Origin of the sequence: Novosphingobium sp. SG751A, assembly GCF_013149295.1 — a bacterium.
Lineage (GTDB): Bacteria > Pseudomonadota > Alphaproteobacteria > Sphingomonadales > Sphingomonadaceae > Novosphingobium.
On record NZ_JABGCB010000001.1, the window covers coordinates 54,761 to 78,643 of the forward strand.

Sequence of the window (23,883 nt, forward strand, 5' to 3'; positions counted from 1 at the left end):
CCATTGCCAACCGGCGCGCACCTCGGCATCAGTCGGGGCGATGAATGACGCCCCTGCCCTGCCTACGCTGGACCTACCCGCCCTGCATGCCAATCACAGCGGTTGCTGGCTGCGTATGCGCGGCTGCGTCACCAATGCGGTGGGCAAGGGCGAGGCGATTGTCACGGCCGCCGATACGCCGCTGCTGATCCTCAATGCGCCGCTGGTGGCCAGCCGGCTGGGTTATCCCGATCTGTCGGGGCTGGATCTGCTTGAACTCTATGCCTTTGTGCATCCCGCCCGCTTTGTCGTGCCTACGCCCAAGGGGCTTGCTCATGCGCTGGGCCTGGCGCAGCCTAAGGGCGATGATGATGTGCCGCTGCTGCTGCAACAGGCCGCAGCGGCCCTGCTGGCCCAATGCGGCGCGCCCGACTGGGCCGAGCGCGAGGGGGCATGGACCGCGCTGCAGGGGCTGGGCAAGTTGCGCTGGTCATGGGCGCCCGTGCTGGCCACGGCGATTGAGAAGCCCGCCCGCGCCGAACGCTGGCTCTTTTCCCGCCTGCCCGAATGGGAGGAGACCGCCGAGCGCCCCCAACCCGCGCAGGTCGACCTGCTGCAGGCCGATGTCTTGGGCCAATTGGACCATATTACGGGCCATGGCAGCGAGGCGCGACAGGGCCAGCAGGATTATGCCGCCCGCGCCGCCCATATCTTTGCTCCGCGCACCGCGCGCGGCGCCCCCCACATGCTGCTGGCCGAAGCAGGCACGGGCACAGGCAAGACCTTGGGCTATCTGGCCCCCGCCTCGCTCTGGACCCACGCCAGCGGGGGGACGGTCTGGGTATCGACCTATACCAAGGCTCTGCAACGGCAATTGCGACGCGAGGCCCGCCGCGTCTGGGGCGATTCCAATCGCGTGGTGGTGCGCAAGGGGCGCGAGAATTACCTGTGTCTGCTCAACCTTGAGGACGCGCTGCAAGGCGGCTTTGGCGGGCGAGCGGCGATCCTGGCGCAATTGGTGGCGCGCTGGGCTGCCTATACGCAGGATGGTGATATGATCGGGGGCGATCTTCCGGGCTGGCTGGGGACGCTTTTTCGCCAGCGCGGGATCACTTCGCTGACCGATCGACGCGGCGAATGCGTCTATGCCGGTTGCCCGCACTACCGCAAATGCTTCATAGAACGCTCCGCCCGCGCCAGCGCCGAAGCCGATCTGGTGATCGCCAATCATGCGCTGGTGATGGTGAACGCCGCGCGGGGCAAAGATGTCGCCCTGCGCCCCACCCGCATCGTCTTTGACGAAGGCCACCATGTCTTCGAGGCCGCCGACAGCACCTTTTCCGCCGATCTGACGGGCGCGGAGGCCATCGAATTGCGCCGCTGGGTCATCGGTCCGGAAAAGGGATCGAAGGGCCGCCGCAGGGGCCTGTCCGCCCGCCTTGCCGATGTGGCCAGCTATGATGAAGCTGGAGCGCGCGCCATCGCCGCCGCGCGTGAGGCCGCCGAGGCGCTGCCCGGCGATGGCTGGCTGCAACGCGTGGTCGAGGGCGAGCCGAGCGGTGAGATCGAGCAATTGCTGGCCGCTGTGCGCGCCACCACCTTTGCCCGCGACGAGAGCGGCGGGCAGGAGGCGGGCTATGGCGTGGAAACCGAAGCTGCCTCCTTGGATGGCGCGTTTATCGAGGCGGCGCTGGCGGCGGGCGAGGCTTTGGCCCGGCTACGCAAACCTTTGATCCAGTTGGGATTACGGCTGGAGGCCATCATGGACGAGCCGCCGGACTGGCTCGACGGCCAAGGCCGTGCGCGGATCGAGGGCGCGCGCTCCTCGCTGACATGGCGGGTCGATCTGATCGCCGCGTGGGAGGCTTTGCTGGCGCGGCTGTCGGGTCCGGTCGATCCGGGTTTTGTCGATTGGCTGGCGGTGGACCGGGCCGATGGGCGAGAATATGACATGGGCCTCCATCGCCGCTGGGTCGATCCGATGCAGCCCTTTGCGGCCACGGTGTTGAATGGCGCGCATGGCGTGATGATGACCAGCGCGACGCTGCGCGACAGGGCCGGGGACGCGGATTGGGATCAAAGCTGGGAGGGCGCCGTGGCGCGTTCGGGCGCGCAGCATATCGAGGTCGTGCCTGAAGTGGCCGCTTTCGAAAGCCCCTTTGACTATGCCAATCAGGCCGAGGTGCTGATCGTCACCGACATTCCGCGCGGCGATATTCCGGCGCTGGCCGGGGCATACGGCCAGTTGATCGAGGCGAGCGGCGGCGGCGCGCTGGGCCTGTTCACCGCGATCCGACGCTTGCGCGCGGTGCATGGGCGGATTGCCGACCGCATGGCGCGCAACGGCTTGCCGCTCTATGCTCAACATGTCGATCCGATCGATACCGGCACCTTGGTCGATATTTTCCGGGATGATCCCCATGCCTCCCTGCTGGGCACCGATGCCTTGCGCGACGGCGTCGATGTGCCGGGCGATTCTTTGCGGCTGGTCATTATGGAGCAGGTGCCATGGCCTAAGCCTTCCATTCTGCACCGTGCGCGGCGTCTGGCCCATCCGCAGGGTGGGCAGGCGCATGATGACCGCATCATCCGCGCGCGTCTGGCGCAGGCCTTTGGCCGCTTGATCCGGGGGCGCGGCGACCGGGGGCATTTCGTGGTTCTCTCCGCTGCTTTCCCCTCACGTCTGCTGACCGCCTTTCCCTTCGGAACGCCGGTTGTGCGTTGCTCGCTTGCAGAGGCTTTACAAAGGCTGCGCGCCCATGCTTCAGGCGGTGCTTCTTCTTCTCCGCAGTCCGAGTCTCCGGCCCAAAGCCCGGATGGCCGCCAATTTGGTTGAACACATATGAAAACGTTGGGCCTGTTGCGTCACGCCAAATCCGATTGGGGCGATGCGCGCGCGCGCGATTTCGACCGCCCGCTCAACGAACGCGGGCGCCAGGGCGCGCCGTTGATGGGCAAGCATATTGACGAATATTGTGCCCAGCGCGGCCTACGCTGGGATCGCATTCTGGCCTCGCCCGCCGTGCGCGCGGCCGAAACCATCGAACTTGGCGCGCAGGGGGCCGGTTATGGCCATGCGCTGCCGGTGAATTGGGACCGGCGGATTTATTTGGCCTCATCGGCCTCGCTGCTCGATGTGCTGCGCGATCAGGATGACAGCGTGGAATCAGTGCTGTTGGTCGGCCATAATCCGGGGCTTGAGGATCTGATCTTCGACCTCGTGCCCGACGATGGCTCGTCGCCTCTGCGCGATGTGGTCGAACAGAAATTCCCCACCGCCGCCTTTGCAGTGATGGAAGTGGATGCTGCAAGTTGGAAGGACATTGAGGAAGGTCAGGCGCGGCTGGTTCACCTGATGCGTCCGCGTGATCTCGATGCGGCGCTGGGGCCGGAAAGACTCTAAGCCCTCAGGCCAGCGCTCGGGCCAGCTGCTTGCGCAGGGCGATCAGTTCATCCAGCAATTGCGGATCGCCGGCAGGCGCGGCCGGCTCGGGCGTCAGTTCAACCTTATCGCGTGATTGCAGCCACTTCTTGGCCCCACGCAGGGTAAATCCCTCACGGTGGACCAGACGGTCGATGGTGCGCAGCAATTCGACATCGTCGGGCCGGTACAGGCGCCGCCCCCCGGCGCGCTTCACCGGGCGCAGCATCGGGAATTGCTCTTCCCAATAGCGCAGCACGTGAGGCTGGATAGACAGTTCCTTGGACACTTCGCCAATGGTGCGGAATGCCTCAGGTGCTTTTTCCGTCATACCAGCCACACTTTGCCTATTACAGATCGCGCGCGGATTAACCCGCGACGCGATCCTTCAGCATCTGGCTGGCGCGGAAGGTCAGCACGCGGCGAGGCGTGATCGGCACTTCGACGCCGGTTTTGGGATTGCGGCCCACGCGCTCGCTCTTGTCGCGCAGCAGGAAGGTGCCAAAGCCCGAGATCTTGACGTTCTCGCCTTCGGCAAGGGAATCCGAGACAAGATCGAGAATCGATTCCACCATGTTAAGGGAATCGGCCCGCGACAGGCCCAGTTTGCGGTTGATGGCTTCGGCCAGATCAGCTCTTGTCAGCGTAGACATAGATCGCACTATTATCCCCTCCAAAGGCCTCTTGTGGGCACCCCTCGCCCCACAAGATAGCAAATATCGCGGGTAATACAATGCTATCCCGCGCCGATTTCGACGCAATATAAGCAAATCCGAAAGAAAGGGTTTAGATGCGGATCAGGCTTGCGCCCCAAGTAAATCCGCCGCCCATCGCCTCCAGCATGACCAGATGGCCGGGCCGGATCCGACCGTCGCGGATCGCGCAATCCAGCGCCAGCGGCACCGAGGCGGCCGAAGTATTGGCATGATCCTGCACCGTCACCACGACCTTTTCCGAAGGCATGTGGAGCTTCTTGGCGGTGGCCTCCAGAATGCGGGCATTGGCCTGATGCGGCACCAGCCAGTCGATATCGTCCGACTTAAACCCAGCCTCTTCAAGCACTTCGCCAAGAACGCTGGCCAGATTGACCACAGCATGACGGAACACTTCGCGCCCCTTCATCCGCAGCTTGCCCACGTCTCCGGTGGTCGAAACGCCGCCATCGACGAAGAGCAACTGGTTGTGCGAACCATCGGCATGAAGCTTGGTCGCCAGAATGCCCGGAGCGTTGGCGTCCTCGCTCTCGCGCGCCTCCAGCACCACCGCGCCCGCGCCGTCGCCGAACAGAACGCAGGTCGTGCGGTCCTCCCAATCGAGGATGCGGCTGAAAGTTTCCGCCCCGATCACCAGCGCGCGACGCGCCTGACCACAGCGGAGCATCGAATCGGCCACGCCCATCGCATAAAGGAAGCCCGAGCATACCGCCGCCACGTCAAAGGCGATTCCGCCATTGGCGCCAATTGCATGCTGCACGATCGTGGCCGTCGCCGGAAAGGTCTGGTCCGGGGTTGCTGTGGCCAGAATGATAAGGTCAATGTCCTTGCCATCGACGCCCGCGGCCTCAAGCGCCCGACGCGCCGCGGCCGTGGCCAGCGAAGAGGTCGTTTCCCCCTCGCCCGCCAGATAGCGTTGACGAATGCCGGTGCGCTCGACGATCCATTCGTCGCTGGTATCCACCTTTTCGGCCAGTTCCGCATTGGGAACAACCCGCGTGGGCAGCGCGCTGCCCGTACCGATCAGAACCGAACGCCGCGTCATCCCTGCCCAGCCTCGGCCGTAACCTTGTGAGGAGCGCGCAGCGTTTCGGTGCCGAGCCTTGCCAGGTCGGCCTTGATCCGTTCGGTCAGATTTTCCTCCAGCAGCCGTTGGGTCACCCCAACCGCATTCGCCACCCCCAGCGCATTCGCGCTGCCATGGCTTTTGACAACAACCCCGTTCAGGCCGAGAAACACGGCGCCATTATGATTATTGGGGTCGAGATGATGTTTGAGCAGGTCGGTCGCGGGGCGTGAGATCAGAAAGCCGATCTTCGAACGCAGCGAGGACGAGAATGAGCGGCGCAGCAGATCGCCCACGAAACGGGCGGTACCTTCGATCGCCTTAAGCGCGATATTGCCGGAAAAGCCATCGGTCACAACGACATCAACCTCGCCGCGACAGATCTTGTCCGCCTCGGTAAAGCCATCGAAGATCATCGAGAGATCACCGGCCCGCTCCTTGAGCAAAGCGGCGGCATCGCGCAACTCCTCGGTGCCCTTGTTATCTTCGGTGCCGATGTTGAGCAGGCGTACACGCGGCTCGGGCTGGCTGTTGACGATCCGCGCATAGGCCGCGCCCATGATCGCGAACTGCACCAGATTGCGCGCGTCGCATTCCGTGTTGGCGCCCAGATCGAGCATCACAACGTCGCTGGGCTGAAGCGTGGGCATGATCGCGGCCAGAGCCGGGCGGTCGATACCGGGTATCGTGCGCAGGGCCAGCTTGGAGATGGCCATGAGCGCGCCGGTATTGCCCGCGCTCAGGGCCGCGCCTGCCGAACCATTCTTAACGGCATGGATAGCCATGCCCATCGATGTGGTTCGTGCGCGGCGCAGAGCCTGACTTGGCTTTTCCTCCCCACTGATGACATCATCAGCGTGGAGGATCTCTACCAGCGGACGCAGGGTCGAATGTCGATCCAACGCCCGCTCAATCCTCGATTGGTCGCCCACGAGGAGGAAGCGCACCTGCGGATAACGGTCCGCCGCCAGGGCCGCACCAGCGACCATGACCTGCACACCTTCATCCCCGCCCATCGCGTCGATTGCGATACGCGGAAAATTCATGATGCGACTACCCTTTCACAGGCCCCCAACCGGGGGCCGGACATCAAAGACCGACTGCGATGATCTCACGACCATTGTAATGGCCGCAGGACGGGCAGAGGTTGTGCGGGCGCTTCAGTTCGCCGCAGTTCGAGCACTCGTGGAAAGCTTCGACCTTCAGCGCATCATGGCTGCGACGCATGCCGCGACGGCTGGGGGAAGTTTTTCTCTTAGGGACAGCCATTTCGGCACCTATTCCTGAAAAATACGAATTAGACGACAAAAGCCGCCAGACATGCGTTGCCGCATAGGCGGATGCGAAGCGGCGCCTATACCGGATTTCTCGTGCGTTGCAAGTCGCTGATGGCTATGGCGCCCATGAAAGATCGCAAGGGAGTTACAAATATGAACCTGCTGGGCCTCACACCCGTGCTTTTGCCCACAACTCTGTGCCTTTGCGCGGCGGCGGCCGTCATCAATTTCTGGCTTGGCGTGCGCATCGGGCGGCTGCGCATCGCGCGAAAGGTGGAAATGGGCGACGGCAATGACCCGCTGATCTATGCCCGGATGCGCGCCCAATCGAACTTTATCGAGAACACACCGATCACCCTGATTCTCGTCGCCGTGGTCGAACTGGCGGGCAAGGGCGGCTGGTGGCTGCCGGTGGCGGGCGCAGTGTTTATGGGCGGGCGCGTGATGCACGCCTTTGGCATGGACGGCCATTTCAAGCCCGGCCGCCCTTTCGGCACGGCCAGCGCCTATCTGGTGCAGTTGACCCTTGCCGTGGTGGCGGTGCTGACGGCGGTTCGCGGGATCTGAACCGCCGCCTGCCCATAATTAGCCATAGATGCTGCCGACAAAGGGGTTGGTCAGCATCTCATGGCCAAATGTGCTGCATGGCCCGTGGCCGGGGACGAAAGTAATGTCCTTGCCTAGGGGCCACAGCTTTTTGGTAATCGAATCGATCAATTGCTGGTGATTGCCTTTGGGGAAATCGGTGCGCCCGATACTGCCCTGAAACAAAACATCGCCCACGATGGCCAGACGCGAAGGCTCGTGGAAAAACACCACATGACCCGGCGTATGGCCCGGACAGTGGATAACCTGAAACACCAGTTCGCCCACCGTCACCGTATCGCCATCGACCAGCCAGCGGTCCGGCTCGAAGCTCTGGCCCGCAATTCCCATGCGCATATTGGGATTGTCCAGCCCCTCGATCCAGAAGCGGTCATCCTCATGCGGCCCTTCGATGGGCAGGCCCAGATCCTGCGCCAGCACGCCCGCCAGCCCGCAGTGATCCATATGACCATGCGTCACCAGCAGCTTTTCGAGGGTCACGCCGCGCGCCGCAACCTCGGCCTTCAATTTGTCCAGATCGCCGCCCGGATCGATCAACGCCCCGCGCATGGTTTTCGTGCACCACACCAGCGAGCAATTCTGCTGGAACGCGGTGACGGGGATGAGGTGGATGCGCAGCGGCGGTTCCCCGCTTGCACGCGTGTCAGTAGGTTTGCTTTCAGCCATGACGGAAATCCTAGTGCCAGCCTCGCGCGATGGCCAGTAGAGATAGCAGCAGGGATCGCTATATATACTCTATCGACTTAGTAAGGATTACCCGATGCGTTTCTTCCTCGCCGCCGCCGCCGCGCTTGTTGCCGCCCCGGCCATGGCCGCCCCCGCCCCGCGCCTGCCCGAGGCCAGCTTTGCCGCCCTGCCCCAGCCGCTGCCCCTGCCCTATGACGAGGCGGCAGACGCACATAAGGATGTGGCCGCCGCCATCGCCCGCGCGAAAAAGGCGCATAAGCTGGTGATCGTCGATCTGGGCGGCAACTGGTGCCCAGATTGCCGCATTCTGGCCGCGACGATGGCGCTGCCCAGCCTGAACCCCTGGCTCAAGAAGCACTATGAACTGGTGACGGTGGACGTGGGCCGCTATACCAAGAATCTGGACATTGGCGCGACCTACGGCGTAACCCGGCCTAAGGGCGTGCCCGCGCTGTTTATTGTCGATCCGCGCACGAACACGCTGCTCAACCCCACCACCTCGGTGACGGCCCTGTCCGATGCACGCTCGATGACGCCTCAGGCGCTGGCCGACTGGCTGGCGCAATGGACTAAATAAGAGATTGGCGGGCGGTTTTAGAGCCGCCCGCCCTTCCACACCACGCGGCCGATCACGGCCACTTCCTCGGGTGCCAGATCAATCGGATCATAGGCCGGATTGTCGCTTTTCAGGCGCACCCGCCCCGGATGTCCCATATCGATTCGCTTGACCAGCACATGGTCTCCCACGCGCACAACATGGATGCCATCGCGCAGGGCGCGGCGTGAGCGGTCGACCAAAATCTCATCGCCATCATTAAGCACGGGATGCATCGAATCCCCGGCCACAGCGATCGTCGTCAGATCCGCCGGGTTCAGCCCCATGCCTCGCAGCCAGCCTTGCGAAAAGCGCAGCGCGCCAAAGGGCTGCTCCGCGCCCGCAAACGCGCCCGGCCCGGCCGAGGCGTCGAGCGCAAGGCGGGGAACATCGACCCAATGCTGACGCGCCGGCTTTCCTATGGAAAAAAAGGATTTCTGCTCCATCCCGCCCAGCCGCGATTCGTCCACACCAAAGAATTGGGCCAGTTTGCGCCGGTCCCCCTCCTCCAGTTTGCGCGGGCTCCCTTTTTTGACAAACTGCTGTAAATAGCTGGAATTACGCCCAATCAGTGACGACAATGCCGCCAAGCTGACCCCGCGTTCGGTCGAAAGAGCCATCAGAGTGGTTCGGGCATTTTCCTGTTCCATGTCCAAATTTATAGCATAGGAAATTTCCTAGACAAGACGGCAAAAGAATGAGAACAAATGAGCAACAGATTTGTCGAATCGGACGAATCGCCAAGGGAATAAAGGGGGCCTTCATGCTGTTGCGAATAATTGAGGATTTCCTGTGCCGTACCGGCATGCCGTGGACCAAGTTCGGGCGCATTGTCGCCCATGATCCGCGCCTTGTGGGCGATATGCGCAATGGGCGCAGTCCCCGGTCCGATCTGGCCAATCGCATTGAAAACTATATCAACACCTATCCGGAGATGCCTCATGCGCTTTGATTTTCGCACCAGCAACGACATCGATGCCCAGCGCGTTGCCCTCTTCAGCCCCGCAGCCCGGCTGAACCCCGGCAAGGGCGTGGGCGCGCCGCGCGCCCGCGTTCGCCATCCATCGGTGCAATTGCTCGATGCGGTGATGCGTCTGGCGGGCGAGCATGGCGAACTGATCTCGCATGGCGAGCGTCCGTGGGCCAGCGCAACCTTTCACGGCACGCGCCACACGATCACACTGCTCTTCAACGGCAAGGATGGCGCGGCGGCGGTCGATGAATTCGTCGCCGCTCTGCCCGAGCATGAATTCACCATCCGCGGCCAATTGGTCGCCGATGCCGTGGTGGCCGAGGTCACGCATGTGACGCTGCCCGTCGAACGGATGGTGGTGGAGGCCGAATTCCTGCTGCTGGCGGATGGGTGAACCTTATGCTCCGGGCAGGCAAGGGGCGTCATGCCCCTTGCATCTCCGCCTCAGGCCAGTTTCCATTCCCAGCCCAGCGAGTCGCCATCCATCGCTTCCACCCCGCGCGCGGCCAGTTCATCACGCAAAGCATCAGAACGGGCAAAATCCTTTTCCGCACGCGCTTCCTTGCGCTGAACCAGCACGGCCTCGATTTCATCCTCGGTGATGGCCGCCGCCTTGGGCCGCAGCCGCAGATCGGTCCGCTCCAGCCCCAGCAGGTTCAACCCCAGCACATTGTCCATCGCCGTGATCGCGCCCAGCTTTTCGGTCGCGGGTACCTTCTTCATCGAGGCCACCTCTTCGAGCAGCGTCAAGGCCACCGCAGTGTTCAGATCATCGCTGATCGCGGCCTCAAAACGCTCCATCAAAGGCGCGATCTTCTGGCCCCAGCCGCCGATGGCGGCATAACCGGCGTCGGCGCATTGCGCCTTCACCTGCGCCGTGGCCATCAACAGGCGCTTCAACCGCACCAGCGCCGCACCCAGACCTTCCCAGCTAAACTCCAGTTCGCTGCGATAGTGCGCCTGAAGGCACATCAGGCGATAGGCCAGCGGGTGATAACCCCGGTCGATCAGCAATTGCAGGCGCAGAAACTCACCCGAGGATTTTGACATTTTCCCGCTGCGTTCAACGAGGAAATTGTTGTGCATCCAGAATTGCGCGCCCGAATGGGCCGCCACATCCAGCGAACCACAGCCGCATGCCGCCTGATTCTGCGCGATTTCATTGGGATGGTGAATTTCGCGGTGGTCGATCCCGCCGGTATGAATGTCAAAGGGAAAGCCCAGCACCTCGCCGCTCATGACCGAGCATTCAAGATGCCAGCCAGGCGCGCCGCGACCCCACGGGCTGTCCCATTCCATCTGGCGCTTCTCACCCTGCGGCGTCTTGCGCCAGATGGCGAAGTCGGCGGCATTGCGCTTGCCGTCCACCTTTTCGATCCGGCCCTCGCCTTCTTCGGTATTCGCGCGGGCCAAGCGACCGTAATCGGCCACGGTGGACACGTCGAAATAGAGCCCGCTCTCCAGTTCATAGCAATGGGCCGGCGCGATCTTTTTCGCAAATTCAATCATCTGCGGCACATAATCGGTGGCGATGGTCCATTGCGCAGGCTGGCGAATGTTCAGCGCGCGCACGTCCGCCCAATAGGCCTGCTTGTAATGCTCGGCGATGTCCCAGATGCTGCGCGCCTCCTTGGCGGCCATCTTTTCCATCTTGTCCTCCCCCGCATCAGCATCGTCGGTCAGGTGGCCGACATCGGTTATGTTGATGACATGGGTCAGCTTCAGCCCCTTGAACGACAGCGTCCGGCCCAGAATATCGGCAAAGACATAGGCCCGCATATTGCCGATATGGGGATAATTATAGACCGTCGGCCCGCAGGAATAGACCCGCGCCTCGCCCGGATGGACAGGGGTGAAGGTTTCCATCTGGCGGGTCAGGCTGTTGAACAGCTTCAAGGGCGTTTGCTCGGTCATGGCCGGGGGCCTATCCCCGCCGCGCAGCAAAGGTCAAGAGGGCTCAGGGCCGCAAGGCCATGGGCAAAGCCATCACCCCTTCGCCACGCAGCGCGCCCGCCTCGGCAAGGCCCATGTCATCGTCATCCATCATCTTCAATTTCTGCGCGCCATATTCACTCTTGGACGCAGGCATCAATGTTGGCCGCGCGATCAGCGCGCTCATCCGCATCCGACAGGCAACATAGGCAACCTGTCCCGCCGCCAGATCTATCCGCAATTCATCGCGCGTTTCGCCGGTGGCGCGAAATGTGTGCGTTCCGGGCGAAACCGAAGCAGCAAACCACCGACCCGACCCCAGCGAGGAAACCTTGCGGCCATCCTCCGATACGGTGCATCCAATCGCCCGCCAAGACAGCGCGGCGGGGCGGAAAAACACCACCAGCGCCCGCGCATCCGAAGGCGCCGCCACCGGAGCTACCCCATCCTGCCAGGTCAGATAGGCCGCCGTTCGCGTGCCCGAGGCCAGCGCCACCTCGCCCCCTTCGCGGAACACCGTGATCAGGTTGAGCGGCAGCGTGCGGATCGGCGAAATGAACACATTGCGTTCGGCGGTTTTGAGGTCGCCCGCCATCTGGTCGCGCCCCTTCATCGTCGGGTCGGCCAGACGCAGCGGGATTTGCCGCCCGCCCACCTCCAGATAGCGCAGGCCCAGCGTCAGTATCCCCGGCGCGCCGCCGCCCCGCGCAGGCTTGGCCTCGATCACCTCGCCCACGCCCAGCGCGCCGGCGGCCAGCACCTGTTTGCCATCCACCTCGACCGGTTCGACCAGCCGGATCGGAAACATATCGCCGCGATGGCTGGTCTGGCTGGAAAGGCCGGTCATCACCTCGATGGCGACCAGACTTTCCTGCTCGCTATGGGCCGGGGAGCGCTCCCTCTCGCTTCGGGACGCGGGGGGCGGGTTTAACGCCAAAGCCTGCGTGGAAAGCCCCAACGCGATCAGTGCCGCCAACCCATGCCCCCGCATCAGATCCCCCGCTCAATCGTCCTCGAACAATCCCGCTAATTGTTCGATCATCGTGCCGCCCAATTGCTCGACATCCATGATCGTCACCGCGCGGCGATAATACCGCGTCACATCATGGCCGATGCCGATGGCCACCAGTTGCACCGGCGACTTGTTCTCGATCCAGCCGATCACCCGGCGCAGATGCCCTTCGAGATAACCCGCCGCATTGACCGAAAGCGTGGAGTCATCGACCGGCGCGCCATCGGAAATCACCATCAGGATGCGGCGATCCTCGGGCCTCTGGAGCAGGCGGTCATGCGCCCATTTCAGCGCTTCGCCGTCGATATTCTCCTTGAGCAGCCCCTCGCGCATCATCAGGCCGAGATTCTTGCGCGCGCGGCGCCAGGGCTCATCAGCCTTTTTATAAACAATGTGGCGCAAGTCATTGAGACGGCCCGGATGGGCCGGCTTGCCCGCCGCCAGCCAAGCCTCACGCGATTGCCCGCCCTTCCACGCGCGCGTGGTAAAGCCGAGGATCTCGGTCTTGACCCCGCAGCGTTCCAGCGTGCGCGCCAGAACGTCGGCGGAAATCGCCGCGATGGAAATCGGCCGCCCGCGCATCGAACCCGAATTGTCGATCAGCAGCGTGACGATCGTGTCCTTGAACTCAACATCGCGCTCAACCTTATAGCTGAGCGAGGAACCGGGCGCGACGACGATGCGCGACAGGCGCGCGGCGTCCAGAATGCCCTCTTCCTGATCGAAGTCCCAACTGCGGTTCTGCTGCGCCATCAGGCGCCGCTGAAGCCGGTTGGCAAGGCGCGTGACGATGCCCTGCAGGCCCTTCAACTGCGCATCGAGATAGGCGCGCAGGCGGGTCAGTTCATCATCGTCGCACAGATCCTGCGCGGCGACCACCTCGTCATATTTCTCGGAAAAGACCTTGTAATCAAAATCATTGGGCAGATCGGTCCAAGGGCGGTTCGGACGGGTGGGCAACATGCCCTCCTCGCTGTCCTCGCCCTCGTCGTCCATCTGGCCATCGTCTTCGATCTCGCTCTGCTGGTCGCTGTCGCCCTGTTCGTCGCCCTGGCTGCGGTCGGCGGCCATTTCGACGGGCTGCTGCTCCTGGCCCGGCTGATCCTCGTCCTGCTGCTCGTCCTTGTCCTGCTCGGCGTCCTCATTGTCCTCGTCCTCGCCGGGCTCGTCCACGGCTTCGGGTTGAGTCAATTCCAGATGGCGCAGCATGTCCAGAGCAAGGCTTTGAAAAGCCTTCTGATCGCCCAGCTTATCGGCCAGCGCGGCAATATCGCCGCCCGCCTTGTCCTCGATAAAGGCACGGCGCATTTCAACGCCGCCTTTCGCCATTTCCGGGATCGGCTGACCGGTCAGCTTTTCGCGCAGGATCAGCGCCAAGGCGGTATGCAAGGGCACCTGTTCGGCGCGTTCGGCACGCGCGATGGCGTCGGTGGCCATCCGCATATCCAGCGCCGCGCCTAGATTTTCGCGCATTCCGGCATAGTCATTGGCCCCGAGCGCCTCAAAGCGCACGGTTTCCACCGCATCATAGGCGGCGCGGGCCACCGGTTCCTGCGGCGCATTCTTGCGGTGGAGCGCCTCGTTATGGTGCTTCAACCGCAGCGCATAGGAATCGGCAAAACCGCGCGCCTCCATGGCGGCTGCGCGCGGGATGCCCCGCCCCGGCATCGGGACACGAAAGGTCGTGCCCGTCTGGCTGGGGTTATCGGGGCTCCAGTTCACCTCGATATCCGCGCGTTCTGCAATCGCGCGCGAGGCGCCCGTCAGCGCGGCCTTGAAGCGGTCGAGAGGAGTTTCCTCGGCCAATGTCTATCCCTTGATTCTATTACAAGCTTTGGCCCGTCTTGGCCCAGTCGGCCATGAAGCCTTCAATACCCTTGTCCGTCAAGACATGCTTGACCAGACCCTTGATGACGGCGGGCGGCGCGGTCATCACATCGGCGCCGATGCGGGCGCATTCCAGCACATGCACGCCGTGGCGGATCGAAGCCGCCAGAATTTCGGTTTCATAGGCATAGTTGTCATAGATCAGGCGGATGTCGCGGATCAGATCCATGCCATCAAAGCCATTGTCATCATGACGGCCGATGAAGGGCGAGATGAAAGAAGCGCCCGCCTTGGCGGCCAGCAGCGCCTGATTGGCCGAGAAGCACAGGGTCACATTGACCTTGGTGCCGTCCGAGGTCAGCGCCTTGCAGGTTTTCAGGCCGTCAATGGTCAGCGGCACCTTGATGCAGACATTGTCGGCGATCTTGCGCAGGATTTCGGCCTCGCGCATCATGCCTTCGTGGTCCAGCGCGATGACTTCGGCAGAAACCGGGCCATCGACGATGCTGCAGATTTCCTTGGTCACTTCAAGGAAATCGCGGCCCGACTTGGCGATCAGCGAAGGGTTGGTGGTCACGCCATCAAGCAGACCCGTGGCGGCCAGTTCCTTGATGTCCTTGATCTCGGCGGTGTCGACGAAAAACTTCATGGGGTGTCCCCTTGATTGGCGCGCGCCCGCCTGATGGGCGCGATTCTTGAAACGCTCTACCCCGCCGCCTATAGGCATGAGCGCCGCGCAACCCAAGCCCCCACTTGCAAGTGATTTATGCAAAGCCCCGACATCCACCCGTTTAGGCCCGCGCATCCCCAGCGCGCATGGCGGTGGACACGCGGTTCTATCGGATCGACCTGACTTGACCCGCCGGGTCGTTTGGCCGCATGGCCTTACCCCATGACCCGCGCCCGCCTGCTTGTGATGAACTCCGCCCTGCCGGTGCTGGATTACCGCGTGCCCCATGGCATGGAGGTCGAGCACGGCAGCGTGGTGATCGCCCCGCTGGGGCCGCGACAGGTGATGGGCATCGTTTGGGAGGCCGAGCGCCTGCCCGGCGAGGAAGTGGGCGACAATCGCCTGCGCCCCCTGCTCTCGGTGCTGCCGGTGCCGCCTTTGCCCGCGCCTTTGCGGCGGCTGATCGAATGGACGGCGGATTATTATTGCGCCTCACTGGCCTCTGTGGCGCGCATGGCGCTCTCGTCCACCGCCGCGCTGCAAGGCGGGCGGATGATGACCGAATATCGGCTGAAACCCGATGCCGAGCCGCCAAAGCGCCTGACGCCCCAACGCGCCGCCGCGCTCGACGCTTTACAGGGCGCGCAGGGCACCTTGCGCGAATTGGCCGAGGCGGCGAGCGTGACCGAGGGCGTGCTGCGCGGCATGGTCAATGGCGGGATGATGGAAACGGTGCGGGTCGATCTGGACCGGCCCTATCCGCCCGCCGATCCCGGGTTTGATGTGCCCGACCTTTCGGATGGGCAGCAGGAGGCCGCCGATCAGATGGTCGATGCGGTGAAGGGCGGCGCCTTTGCCCCCTTCCTGCTCGACGGCGTGACCGGATCAGGCAAGACCGAGACCTATTTCGAAGCCGTGGCCGAGGCGATCCGACTGGGGCGCCAGGTTCTGGTGATGCTGCCCGAAATCGCGCTGACGCAGAATTTTCTGCGCCGGTTTGCCGCGCGTTTCGGGGTGGAGCCGGTCTTGTGGCACTCCAGCCTCAAATCCGCCGAACGCCGCCGGGCATGGCGCGCGATTGCCGGGGGGCAGGCGCAGGTGGTGGTCGGCGCGCGTTCGGCTTTGTTCCTGCCCTTCCCGCGTCTCGGCCTGATCGTGGTGGATGAGGCCCACGAGGTCTCGTTCAAGCAGGATGATGGCGTGCGTTATAATGCGCGCGACGTGGCAGTGATTCGGGCAAGGTTTGAAAAGATCCCGGTCGTGCTGGCCTCGGCCACGCCTGCGCTGGAAAGCCTGACGCTGGCCGAGGCGGGCGTATACAAGCGGATCATCCTGCCCGACCGTTTCGGCGGGGCACAATTGCCCGATATTCAGATCGTCAATCTGATCCAGCACCCGCCCGAACGAAACCACTGGATTTCGCCGCCTCTGGTCAAAAAGCTGGTGGAGCGGCTGGAAAAGGGCGAGCAGTCGCTGCTTTTCCTCAATCGGCGCGGCTATGCGCCTTTGACGTTGTGCCGGTCCTGCGGCCATCGGTTTCAATGCGATACGTGCAGCGCGTGGCTGGTCGAACACCGCCTCTCGCGGCGCCTGGCCTGTCACCATTGCGGACAGGAACAGCCGATGCCCACCGCCTGCCCTGAATGCGGCGAAGCGGACTGCCTTGTCGCCTGCGGGCCGGGGGTGGAGCGTATTGCCGATGAGGTGGCACAGATATTGCCCGAGGCCCGCGTGGCGCTGGTGACCTCGGACACGATGAATACGCCTGATAAGGTGGCCGAATTTGTCGCGGCAGCGGAAAACAAGATGATCGACGTGATCGTCGGCACGCAGCTCGTCACCAAGGGCTATCACTTTCCCGACCTGACGCTGGTGGGGGTGATTGATGCAGACCTCGGTCTTGAAGGCGGCGACCTGCGCGCTGGCGAAAGATCCTATCAACAGATCGCACAGGTGGCCGGGCGCGCGGGGCGCGGCGAAAAGCCCGGCGAGGTGCTGATCCAAACCCGCCATCCCACCGCCCCGGTCATCGCAGCCTTGGCGGCTGGCGACCGCGATGCTTTCTATGAGGCCGAAGCGGAAGGGCGCCGCCATGCGGGTGCGCCGCCCTTTGGCCGCTGGGCGGCAATCATTGTCTCCAGCGAGGAAGAGAGCGAAGCCAAGGAGGCCGCCCGCGCGATTGGCGGCACACGGCCCAATCTGCCCGATGTGGCGATCCTCGGCCCTGCGCCCGCGCCTTTGTCTTTGCTGCGCGGGCGCTATCGCTATCGCCTGCTGGTCAATGCCAAGCGCAGCGCGGAATTGCAGAAAGTGCTGCGCGAGTGGCTGGGCGCGCTCAAATTCCCGCAAGGGGTGCGTGTCAGCATCGACATCGACCCTTATTCTTTCGTCTGAACGCCCTCACGCGCCAGCAACTCCTTCTTCAGCCCCTCGCCCCATGCATAGCCGCCCAGCGCGCCATCGCCCCGGATGACCCGGTGGCAGGGGATCAGCACCGCCACGCGATTGGCCCCATTGGCGCTGCCCGCCGCGCGGCAGGCGGCAGGGCGGCCGATGGCGGCGGCCAGCTCTGCATAGGATCGCGTCTCGCCCGCCGGGATCTGGCGCAGGGCGGCCCAGACGGCCTCCTGAAAGGCTGTGCCGCGCACGTCGAGCGGAATGCCTGAGGCATCACCGGGCGCCTCCACGGCGCTTAGAACGCGCGCAAAGAGGGTTTTGAACGCCTCTCCCCCTTCGACCAGTTCAGCCTTGGGGAACAGCGCGCGCAAATCCTCGACGCCCACACCGAACGCCAGACGGCAGATGCCGCGATCGGTGGCAGCCACCAGCATCGCGCCCAACGTGGTGGGCATTACCGCCCAGTGAATGATGACGCCTTCGCCACCCTTGGCCCATGCCGATGGGGTCATGCCCATGCGCTCCTTTGCATTGCGATAGAAGGTAGAGGGTCCGCCAAAGCCCGCAGCATAGATCGCCTCGGTGACGGATTGCCCGCCTGATGCCTGTCCACCCAGCGCCTGCCCCGCGCGCTCGATCCGGCGGGCGCGGGCATAGGCGGCGGGAGACAGGCCTGTGGCCCGTTTGAAGATTCGCTGGAAATGCGACGGGCTATATCCGGTCGCCTCGGCCAGATCGCTTAAAGAAGGCGCATCATCGCCCATCATCCGCAGCGCGGCCTCGACCGCCTCCGCATCTCGCCCCGCCTCATCGGGGCGACAGCGCAGGCATGGGCGGAAACCATCGGCGCGCGCCGCATCGCCATCGGCAAAGAATCGGACATGATCGCGCAAGGGCCGCCGCGCCGGACAGGACGGGCGGCAATAGATGCCCGTGGTCAAAACCGCGAAAACGAAGCGACCATCGGCGCCCTTGTCGCGCGCCACCACGTTTTCCCAAAAAAGTTCTGTTTGATCGCAGTCCATGAAAACATGCCTAGCACAGGCGCCGGGGCGATGCTTCCCACCCCTTGCGATCAAAGTTTTTTCGGGCAAACTGACGCATAGGAATGCATTGCGCATTTCTCAGACAAACGGGCCGACTTTGCGCTCGACCATGGACTTTGGAATCAGGTGGCAATGGGCCGCTTGCATCGCGCGGTAATCGTCGCTATGCGCGCCGCCCAAGGGGGACAGATACGCAGTTTAACCCTGCGCATCCTTTCCTTTGCGAACCGGCATAGAGCCTTCCGGCAAGAGGGGACGTAAAAGCGTGGACAATTCCGCCGGCATTACTGCCAGTCTTCAGGGGCGCTACGCGTCCGCCCTGTTTGAACTGGCGCAGGATTTGGGCGTGGTAAGCGCCGTGGAAGCGGACCTTGAGACCTTGGGTGCGGCAATTGCCGAATCCGACGACCTGTCCGCCCTGATTCGTAATCCGCAGATCAGCCGCGATGCGGCTGGCCGTGCGGTTGAGGGTGTGGCCGGGGTCCTTGGCCTTGGTGATGTCACCCGCAAATTCCTTGGCGTGCTGGCTGCTGGCCGCCGCCTTTCGGCCCTGCCCGACATTATCCGCGCCTTTGCCGCCATCGCGGCGGCCGCGCGCGGCGAAGTGACGGCGCAGGTGACCAGCGCCCACCCGCTGAGCGACGATCAGCTTGCTGCCCTGTCGGGCAAGCTTGCTGCTCGTGAAGGCAAGGCCATCAAGCTGAAGACCAGCGTCGATCCCGAACTGCTTGGCGGTTTGGTCGTGCGCATCGGCAGCCAGCAGATCGACAGCTCGATCCGCACCCGTCTCAATTCTCTCGCCCAAAAGATGAGGGGCTAACAGGCCCCTCCTAAAGGGTCGATTGCGGGGCCACGCCCCCCAACAAGGTTCGATGAAAGGCTGAACATGACAATTCGCGCCGCTGAAATCTCGAAGGTCATCAAGGACCAGATTGCCAACTTCGGCACCGAAGCTCAGGTTTCGGAAGTGGGCTCTGTGCTCTCGGTGGGTGACGGTATTGCCCGCATCCATGGTCTGGACAAGGTCCAGGCCGGTGAAATGGTGGAATTCGCCAATGGCGTTCAGGGCATGGCCTTGAACCTGGAAGCCGACAATGTCGGCGTCGTGATCTTCGGCTCGGACAGCGAGATCAAGGAAGGCGACACCGTCAAGCGCACCGGCACCATCGTGGACGTTCCGGTGGGCAAGGGCTTGCTGGGCCGCGTGGTTGACGCGCTGGGCAACCCGATCGACGGCAAGGGCCCGATCATTTCCGACAAGCGCAGCCGCGTCGAAGTCAAGGCTCCGGGCATCATCCCCCGCAAGTCGGTGCATGAACCCGTGCAGACGGGCCTGAAGGCCATTGACGCGCTGGTTCCGGTTGGCCGCGGTCAGCGCGAGCTAATCATCGGCGACCGTCAGACCGGCAAGACCGCCGTGGCGATCGACACGTTCATCAACCAGAAGGCCGTCAACGCCGGTGATGACGAATCGAAGAAGCTGTACTGCATCTACGTTGCCGTGGGTCAGAAGCGTTCGACCGTTGCCCAGATCGTGCGTCAGCTCGAAGAAAACGGCGCGATGGAATATTCCGTCGTGATCGCCGCCACCGCTTCGGAGCCCGCTCCGCTGCAGTATCTGGCGCCCTACACGGGTGCTGCCATCGGCGAATTCTTCCGCGACAACGCGATGCACGCCGTGATCGTGTATGACGACCTTTCCAAGCAGGCCGTGGCTTATCGTCAGATGTCGCTGCTGCTGCGTCGTCCTCCGGGCCGCGAAGCTTATCCGGGCGACGTGTTCTATCTCCACTCGCGTCTGCTGGAACGCGCCGCCAAGCTCAACGATGACATGGGCGCCGGTTCGCTGACCGCCCTGCCGATCATCGAAACGCAGGCGGGCGACGTGTCGGCCTACATTCCGACCAACGTGATCTCGATCACCGACGGCCAGATCTTCCTTGAAACCGGCCTGTTCTATCAGGGCGTCCGTCCGGCCATTAACGTTGGTCTGTCGGTGTCGCGCGTGGGTTCGTCGGCTCAGACCAAGGCGATGAAGAAGGTTGCCGGCTCGATCAAGCTGGAGCTGGCCCAGTATCGCGAAATGGCCGCGTTTGCCCAGTTCGGTTCGGACCTCGACGCTTCGACCCAGAAGCTGCTTAACCGCGGTGCGCGTCTGACCGAGCTGCTCAAGCAGGCTCAGTTCTCGCCGCTCGGTTTCGAAGAGCAGACCTGCGTGATCTTCGCCGGCACCAACGGTTATCTGGACTCGATCCCGACCAACCGCGTGACGGAATATGAAGCAGAACTGCTCAGCTTCCTGCGTTCGCAGCATGGCGATCTGCTCGACCTGATCCGCAACACCAAGGATCTGGGCGACGAAGCCAAGGGCAAGCTCAAGGCCGCTCTGGACGCTTTCGGCAAGCAGTTCGCTTAAGTCAGGTCTAGCTACGAAAGGTAGTTGGCAATGGCCAGCCTTAAGGAACTCAAAGGCCGGATCAACTCGGTCAAATCGACCCAGAAGATCACCAAGGCCAAGCAAATGGTCGCGGCAGCGAAACTGCGCAAGGCGCAGTCCGCTGCCGAGGCCGCGCGCCCCTATGCATCGCGGCTGGCCGGCGTTGTCGCCAGCCTCGCCTCGCGCATCGTGGTCAGCGAAAGCAGCCCCAAGCTGCTGGCAGGCACCGGCAAGGATGCTGTGCATCTGCTGGTGGTGGCCAACTCGGATCGTGGTCTGTGCGGCGCCTTCAACTCGAACATCGTCAAGGCTGCGCGCCTGAAGGCCAAGGCTCTGGAAGCCGAGGGCAAGAAGGTGCAGTTCTATCTGATCGGTCGCAAGGGCCGCGCGGTTATCCGTCGCGAATTCCCCAATGCGATTATCGGCGGCTTCGACACCACGACCGTTCGTGAAGCAGGCTATGGCGAAGCCGATGCGATCGCTGCCGAACTGGTGGCGCTGTATGATGCAGGCAAGTTTGACGTAGCGCATCTGTTCTTCAGCCGTTTCCGCAGCGCTTTGCTTCAGGAACCGACTGAGCAGCAGATCATCCCCGTTCCGGCCCCCAAGTCGGCGGTCGCGGCGGATTCGGTGGTTGAATATGAGCCCGAGGAAGAAGAAATCCTCGCCGCTCTGCTGCCGCGCTATCTCAAGACGCAGATTTTCGGCGCTCTGCTGGAAAATGCGGCCAGCGAGCAGGGTGCATCCATGACCGCCATGGATAACGCCACCCGCAACGCAGGCGACCTGATCAGCAAGCTGACCATCCAGTATAACCGTAGCCGTCAGGCCGCGATCACCACTGAACTCATTGAAATCATCGCGGGCGCCGAAGCGCTCTGACGACGACACAGCAGGCAAGGAAGAAACCCATGTCCACCAGCACTGGCAAAATTGCCCAGGTTATCGGCGCCGTCGTCGACGTTGCCTTCGACGGGGAACTCCCGGCGATTCTGACCGCTCTGGAAACCGACAACAACGGCAACCGCCTGGTTCTCGAAGTTGCTCAGCACCTTGGCGAAAACACCGTCCGCACCATCGCCATGGACGCAACCGAGGGTCTTACCCGCGGCCAGACCGTGACCAGCACCGGCGCGCAGATCTCGGTGCCGGTCGGCCCCAAGACGCTGGGCCGCATTATGAACGTCATCGGCGAACCGATCGACGAACGTGGCCCGGTTGGCGCCGAACAGGTTGCGCCGATCCACGCCAAGGCTCCCGAATTCATCGACCAGTCGACCGAAGCGGCCATTCTGGTCACCGGCATCAAGGTGATCGACTTGCTCGCTCCCTATGCTCGCGGTGGTAAGATCGGTCTGTTCGGCGGCGCGGGCGTGGGCAAGACGGTTCTCATTCAGGAACTGATCAACAACATCGCCAAGGGCCACGGCGGCGTGTCGGTGTTCGCGGGCGTGGGTGAACGCACCCGCGAAGGTAACGACCTTTACCACGAATTCCTCGACGCCGGCGTTATCGCCAAGGACGCCGACGGCAATCCGACCCCGGATGGCTCGAAGGTTGCTCTGGTGTTCGGCCAGATGAACGAACCGCCGGGCGCGCGTGCTCGTGTGGCTCTCTCGGGCCTGACCATGGCGGAATATTTCCGCGATCAGGAAGGCCAGGACGTGCTGTTCTTCGTGGACAACATCTTCCGCTTCACGCAGGCTGGTTCGGAAGTGTCGGCTCTGCTGGGCCGTATTCCTTCGGCCGTGGGCTATCAGCCCACCCTGTCGACCGACATGGGCGCCCTTCAGGAACGCATCACCTCGACCACCAAGGGTTCGATCACCTCGGTTCAGGCCATTTACGTTCCCGCCGACGACCTTACCGACCCGGCTCCCGCCACCTCGTTCGCCCACTTGGACGCAACGACCACGCTGAACCGCGCGATTTCGGAACTCGGCATCTATCCGGCGGTCGATCCGCTCGACTCGACCTCGCGCGTGCTGACGCCCGCCGTTGTCGGTCAGGAGCACTACGAAACCGCCCGCCGCGTTCAAGAAACGCTGCAGAAGTACAAGTCGCTGCAGGACATCATCGCGATCCTGGGCATGGACGAGCTTTCGGAAGAAGATAAGCTCACCGTCGCCCGCGCCCGCAAGATCCAGCGCTTCCTGTCGCAGCCCTTCCACGTGGCCGAAGTCTTCACCGGCATCAGCGGCAAGTTTGTGCAGGTCGAAGACACCGTCAAGTCGTTCAAGGCTGTGGTCGACGGTGAATATGACCACCTGCCCGAAGCGGCCTTCTACATGGTCGGCGGCATCGAAGAAGCGGTCGCCAAGGCCAAGAAGCTGGCTGAGGCTGCCTAAGCCATGGCGCTGCATTTCGAACTCGTCACGCCTGCAAAGCTGGTTCGTTCCGAGGAAGTCCACATGGTGGTCGTCCCCGGTTCGGAAGGCGAGTTCGGCGTGCTGGAAGGCCATGCGCCTTTCCTCTCGACCATCGCCGATGGCACCGTGAAAGTGTACAAAAGCGAAAACGCGGCTCCGGAAGAAATCGCCATCGCCGGCGGTTTCGCCGAAGTGACGCCCAAGGGTCTGACCGTGCTGGCCGAAAAGCTGGTTGGTTGATCGTTGGTGATCGGCGAGGCTGATGGCCTAGCCGGTACACTTTGACGGATAACAGTTTAGGGGTCGGAAAAGGGTTAGCGCCTTTTTCCGGCCCTTTCCCTTTTGGGCCAGGTGCCTCCGGCGGGCAAAGGGACTAGTCCCTTTGCAATCCCGTTACTGTCGTTGTTATGCATCGGGTTCGGCTAAAGCGCATCGGAGGCCATGTTGAAATTCTAAAAGCCTGCGGCGCCAAGCGGCACAACATCACCGCGCCGGAGGCAAACCTTACCCCCTCCCCCTCCGCGCAGTCGGCGCATGAAAATCTGGGTCCTTTCCCGCCACCCAGTTCAGAAACCGCACCAAAACCTCATGCCCGCGCAACATCGCGACATCCTCGCCGATGCGCGCCAGTTCGGCATTGGTGAAATTGGCATGCAGCGCCCGGTGGCAGATCGGATGGACGCCGACCACGCTGCGTCCGCCGCGCGATTTGGGGACCGGGTGGTGCCATTCGACCCTTTGCCCCAGCGGCCTTTCGCACAGCCAGCAAGAGGGCGCCGGTGGGGACACCAACGCCTCATTCGGATCGTCATAATCGGTATTTGCCCTTGATCGGCGCTTGGCCATTAGCAAATCCTCAAAGTTTCCACTCTATTC

At 63.1% G+C, this 23,883-nt stretch carries 25 protein-coding genes; 12 read left to right on the forward strand and 13 right to left on the reverse strand.

Annotated elements, in window-relative coordinates:
* The first annotated feature begins 40 nt into the window (after positions 1-40).
* Together FHW96_RS00250 and FHW96_RS00255 are read left to right on the forward strand one after the other, a co-directional pair.
* A complete protein-coding gene (locus FHW96_RS00250; protein WP_172338571.1) occupies positions 41-2,815 on the forward strand; it encodes an ATP-dependent DNA helicase in 2,775 nt (924 codons plus the stop codon).
* 6 nt (positions 2,816-2,821) lie between these two features.
* Positions 2,822-3,382, forward strand: a complete 561-nt coding sequence (locus tag FHW96_RS00255) for a histidine phosphatase family protein (RefSeq protein ID WP_172338572.1) — start codon at positions 2,822-2,824, stop codon at positions 3,380-3,382.
* A gap of 4 nt (positions 3,383-3,386) precedes the next feature.
* On the opposite strand, the gene FHW96_RS00260 is transcribed toward FHW96_RS00255, so the two are convergent.
* The 5 genes from FHW96_RS00260 to rpmF form a co-directional block, all read right to left on the reverse strand.
* A complete protein-coding gene (locus FHW96_RS00260) occupies positions 3,387-3,731 on the reverse strand; it encodes a MerR family transcriptional regulator (RefSeq protein ID WP_172338573.1) in 345 nt (114 codons plus the stop codon).
* Between the two features lie 37 nt (positions 3,732-3,768).
* The gene (locus FHW96_RS00265; protein ID WP_172338953.1) at positions 3,769-4,053 is read right to left on the reverse strand and encodes an integration host factor subunit alpha; all 285 of its coding nucleotides are present in this window, start codon (positions 4,051-4,053) and stop codon (positions 3,769-3,771) included.
* Between the two features lie 133 nt (positions 4,054-4,186).
* Positions 4,187-5,158, reverse strand: coding sequence for a beta-ketoacyl-ACP synthase III (locus FHW96_RS00270; protein WP_172338574.1), 972 nt, complete (start codon positions 5,156-5,158; stop codon positions 4,187-4,189).
* A complete protein-coding gene (gene plsX, locus FHW96_RS00275) occupies positions 5,155-6,225 on the reverse strand; it encodes a phosphate acyltransferase PlsX (protein ID WP_172338575.1) in 1,071 nt (356 codons plus the stop codon). The genes FHW96_RS00270 and plsX overlap by 4 nt, the downstream gene beginning before the upstream one ends.
* A 43-nt stretch (positions 6,226-6,268) precedes the next feature.
* A complete protein-coding gene (gene rpmF / locus FHW96_RS00280) occupies positions 6,269-6,448 on the reverse strand; it encodes a 50S ribosomal protein L32 (RefSeq protein ID WP_127707171.1) in 180 nt (59 codons plus the stop codon).
* Between the two features lie 161 nt (positions 6,449-6,609).
* Here rpmF and FHW96_RS00285 point away from each other — a divergent pair, with 161 nt between their 5' ends.
* On the forward strand, positions 6,610-7,023 hold the full coding sequence (locus FHW96_RS00285) for an MAPEG family protein (protein WP_216650718.1): 414 nt from the start codon (positions 6,610-6,612) through the stop codon (positions 7,021-7,023).
* 18 nt (positions 7,024-7,041) lie between these two features.
* On the opposite strand, the gene FHW96_RS00290 is transcribed toward FHW96_RS00285, so the two are convergent.
* Entirely contained in the window at positions 7,042-7,728 is a 687-nt protein-coding gene (locus tag FHW96_RS00290) for an MBL fold metallo-hydrolase (protein ID WP_305849664.1), read from the reverse strand.
* A 94-nt stretch (positions 7,729-7,822) separates the two neighbouring features.
* Here FHW96_RS00290 and FHW96_RS00295 point away from each other — a divergent pair, with 94 nt between their 5' ends.
* Positions 7,823-8,326: a thioredoxin family protein gene (locus FHW96_RS00295; protein ID WP_172338576.1), complete on the forward strand. Its 504-nt coding sequence runs from the start codon at positions 7,823-7,825 to the stop codon at positions 8,324-8,326.
* Positions 8,327-8,343: 17 nt separating this feature from the next.
* Here the strand turns inward: FHW96_RS00295 and FHW96_RS00300 are convergent, their stop codons facing one another.
* On the reverse strand, positions 8,344-8,994 hold the full coding sequence (locus tag FHW96_RS00300) for a S24 family peptidase (protein ID WP_172338577.1): 651 nt from the start codon (positions 8,992-8,994) through the stop codon (positions 8,344-8,346).
* Positions 8,995-9,107: 113 nt separating this feature from the next.
* Here FHW96_RS00300 and FHW96_RS00305 point away from each other — a divergent pair, with 113 nt between their 5' ends.
* Together FHW96_RS00305 and FHW96_RS00310 are read left to right on the forward strand one after the other, a co-directional pair.
* On the forward strand, positions 9,108-9,296 hold the full coding sequence (locus tag FHW96_RS00305; RefSeq protein WP_172338578.1) for a hypothetical protein: 189 nt from the start codon (positions 9,108-9,110) through the stop codon (positions 9,294-9,296).
* Complete coding sequence (locus tag FHW96_RS00310) at positions 9,286-9,711, forward strand: hypothetical protein (RefSeq protein WP_253950662.1); 426 nt, start codon at positions 9,286-9,288, stop codon at positions 9,709-9,711. Before FHW96_RS00305 ends, FHW96_RS00310 begins: the two co-directional genes overlap by 11 nt.
* A 50-nt stretch (positions 9,712-9,761) precedes the next feature.
* On the opposite strand, the gene cysS is transcribed toward FHW96_RS00310, so the two are convergent.
* From cysS to fsa, 4 genes are read right to left on the reverse strand one after another with little or no spacing between them, the layout of a single operon-like run.
* Positions 9,762-11,231, reverse strand: coding sequence for a cysteine--tRNA ligase (gene cysS / locus FHW96_RS00315; RefSeq protein WP_172338579.1), 1,470 nt, complete (start codon positions 11,229-11,231; stop codon positions 9,762-9,764).
* A 43-nt stretch (positions 11,232-11,274) separates the two neighbouring features.
* On the reverse strand, positions 11,275-12,225 hold the full coding sequence (locus FHW96_RS00320; RefSeq protein ID WP_172338580.1) for a hypothetical protein: 951 nt from the start codon (positions 12,223-12,225) through the stop codon (positions 11,275-11,277).
* A 27-nt stretch (positions 12,226-12,252) separates the two neighbouring features.
* Complete coding sequence (gene cobT, locus FHW96_RS00325; RefSeq protein ID WP_172338581.1) at positions 12,253-14,067, reverse strand: cobaltochelatase subunit CobT; 1,815 nt, start codon at positions 14,065-14,067, stop codon at positions 12,253-12,255.
* Between the two features lie 19 nt (positions 14,068-14,086).
* Positions 14,087-14,737, reverse strand: coding sequence for a fructose-6-phosphate aldolase (gene fsa / locus FHW96_RS00330; protein ID WP_172338582.1), 651 nt, complete (start codon positions 14,735-14,737; stop codon positions 14,087-14,089).
* A gap of 243 nt (positions 14,738-14,980) precedes the next feature.
* Between fsa and FHW96_RS00335 the strand changes: the two genes are divergently transcribed.
* Positions 14,981-17,152: a primosomal protein N' gene (locus FHW96_RS00335; RefSeq protein ID WP_172338583.1), complete on the forward strand. Its 2,172-nt coding sequence runs from the start codon at positions 14,981-14,983 to the stop codon at positions 17,150-17,152.
* On the opposite strand, the gene ada is transcribed toward FHW96_RS00335, so the two are convergent.
* The gene (gene ada / locus FHW96_RS00340) at positions 17,137-18,180 is read right to left on the reverse strand and encodes a bifunctional DNA-binding transcriptional regulator/O6-methylguanine-DNA methyltransferase Ada (protein ID WP_172338584.1); all 1,044 of its coding nucleotides are present in this window, start codon (positions 18,178-18,180) and stop codon (positions 17,137-17,139) included. The genes FHW96_RS00335 and ada overlap by 16 nt on opposite strands.
* Before the next feature lie 286 nt (positions 18,181-18,466).
* Here ada and FHW96_RS00345 point away from each other — a divergent pair, with 286 nt between their 5' ends.
* The 5 genes from FHW96_RS00345 to FHW96_RS00365 all read left to right on the forward strand — a co-directional run bounded on the left by FHW96_RS00345 (position 18,467) and on the right by FHW96_RS00365 (position 23,247).
* Positions 18,467-19,021, forward strand: coding sequence for a F0F1 ATP synthase subunit delta (locus tag FHW96_RS00345; protein WP_172338585.1), 555 nt, complete (start codon positions 18,467-18,469; stop codon positions 19,019-19,021).
* A gap of 66 nt (positions 19,022-19,087) precedes the next feature.
* Positions 19,088-20,617 (forward strand): F0F1 ATP synthase subunit alpha, encoded by a 1,530-nt coding sequence (gene atpA, locus FHW96_RS00350; RefSeq protein WP_172338586.1) that lies wholly within the window; start codon positions 19,088-19,090, stop codon positions 20,615-20,617.
* Positions 20,618-20,647: 30 nt separating this feature from the next.
* The gene (locus FHW96_RS00355; protein WP_172338587.1) at positions 20,648-21,520 is read left to right on the forward strand and encodes a F0F1 ATP synthase subunit gamma; all 873 of its coding nucleotides are present in this window, start codon (positions 20,648-20,650) and stop codon (positions 21,518-21,520) included.
* Positions 21,521-21,549: 29 nt separating this feature from the next.
* Complete coding sequence (gene atpD, locus FHW96_RS00360) at positions 21,550-22,986, forward strand: F0F1 ATP synthase subunit beta (protein WP_172338588.1); 1,437 nt, start codon at positions 21,550-21,552, stop codon at positions 22,984-22,986.
* A 3-nt stretch (positions 22,987-22,989) separates the two neighbouring features.
* A complete protein-coding gene (locus FHW96_RS00365; protein ID WP_168605224.1) occupies positions 22,990-23,247 on the forward strand; it encodes an ATP synthase F1 subunit epsilon in 258 nt (85 codons plus the stop codon).
* Between the two features lie 264 nt (positions 23,248-23,511).
* Here FHW96_RS00365 and FHW96_RS00370 read toward each other — a convergent pair whose 3' ends face one another.
* Positions 23,512-23,853, reverse strand: coding sequence for an HNH endonuclease (locus tag FHW96_RS00370; RefSeq protein ID WP_172338589.1), 342 nt, complete (start codon positions 23,851-23,853; stop codon positions 23,512-23,514).
* Positions 23,854-23,883 lie beyond the last annotated feature (30 nt).

What these genes read in the sequence shown, in the direction of transcription:
- FHW96_RS00250 (WP_172338571.1), top strand. Translation starts at nt 41, where the DNA reads ATGAATGACGCCCCTGCCCTGCCTACGCTGGACCTACCCGCCCTGCAT.
- FHW96_RS00255 (WP_172338572.1), top strand. Translation starts at nt 2,822, where the DNA reads ATGAAAACGTTGGGCCTGTTGCGTCACGCCAAATCCGATTGGGGCGAT.
- FHW96_RS00260 (WP_172338573.1), bottom strand. Translation starts at nt 3,731, where the DNA reads ATGACGGAAAAAGCACCTGAGGCATTCCGCACCATTGGCGAAGTGTCC.
- FHW96_RS00265 (WP_172338953.1), bottom strand. Translation starts at nt 4,053, where the DNA reads ATGTCTACGCTGACAAGAGCTGATCTGGCCGAAGCCATCAACCGCAAA.
- FHW96_RS00270 (WP_172338574.1), bottom strand. Translation starts at nt 5,158, where the DNA reads ATGACGCGGCGTTCGGTTCTGATCGGTACGGGCAGCGCGCTGCCCACG.
- plsX (WP_172338575.1), bottom strand. Translation starts at nt 6,225, where the DNA reads ATGAATTTTCCGCGTATCGCAATCGACGCGATGGGCGGGGATGAAGGT.
- rpmF (WP_127707171.1), bottom strand. Translation starts at nt 6,448, where the DNA reads ATGGCTGTCCCTAAGAGAAAAACTTCCCCCAGCCGTCGCGGCATGCGT.
- FHW96_RS00285 (WP_216650718.1), top strand. Translation starts at nt 6,610, where the DNA reads ATGAACCTGCTGGGCCTCACACCCGTGCTTTTGCCCACAACTCTGTGC.
- FHW96_RS00290 (WP_305849664.1), bottom strand. Translation starts at nt 7,728, where the DNA reads ATGGCTGAAAGCAAACCTACTGACACGCGTGCAAGCGGGGAACCGCCG.
- FHW96_RS00295 (WP_172338576.1), top strand. Translation starts at nt 7,823, where the DNA reads ATGCGTTTCTTCCTCGCCGCCGCCGCCGCGCTTGTTGCCGCCCCGGCC.
- FHW96_RS00300 (WP_172338577.1), bottom strand. Translation starts at nt 8,994, where the DNA reads ATGGAACAGGAAAATGCCCGAACCACTCTGATGGCTCTTTCGACCGAA.
- FHW96_RS00305 (WP_172338578.1), top strand. Translation starts at nt 9,108, where the DNA reads ATGCTGTTGCGAATAATTGAGGATTTCCTGTGCCGTACCGGCATGCCG.
- FHW96_RS00310 (WP_253950662.1), top strand. Translation starts at nt 9,286, where the DNA reads ATGCGCTTTGATTTTCGCACCAGCAACGACATCGATGCCCAGCGCGTT.
- cysS (WP_172338579.1), bottom strand. Translation starts at nt 11,231, where the DNA reads ATGACCGAGCAAACGCCCTTGAAGCTGTTCAACAGCCTGACCCGCCAG.
- fsa (WP_172338582.1), bottom strand. Translation starts at nt 14,737, where the DNA reads ATGAAGTTTTTCGTCGACACCGCCGAGATCAAGGACATCAAGGAACTG.
- FHW96_RS00335 (WP_172338583.1), top strand. Translation starts at nt 14,981, where the DNA reads ATGACCCGCGCCCGCCTGCTTGTGATGAACTCCGCCCTGCCGGTGCTG.
- ada (WP_172338584.1), bottom strand. Translation starts at nt 18,180, where the DNA reads ATGGACTGCGATCAAACAGAACTTTTTTGGGAAAACGTGGTGGCGCGC.
- atpA (WP_172338586.1), top strand. Translation starts at nt 19,088, where the DNA reads ATGACAATTCGCGCCGCTGAAATCTCGAAGGTCATCAAGGACCAGATT.
- FHW96_RS00355 (WP_172338587.1), top strand. Translation starts at nt 20,648, where the DNA reads ATGGCCAGCCTTAAGGAACTCAAAGGCCGGATCAACTCGGTCAAATCG.
- atpD (WP_172338588.1), top strand. Translation starts at nt 21,550, where the DNA reads ATGTCCACCAGCACTGGCAAAATTGCCCAGGTTATCGGCGCCGTCGTC.
- FHW96_RS00365 (WP_168605224.1), top strand. Translation starts at nt 22,990, where the DNA reads ATGGCGCTGCATTTCGAACTCGTCACGCCTGCAAAGCTGGTTCGTTCC.
- FHW96_RS00370 (WP_172338589.1), bottom strand. Translation starts at nt 23,853, where the DNA reads ATGGCCAAGCGCCGATCAAGGGCAAATACCGATTATGACGATCCGAAT.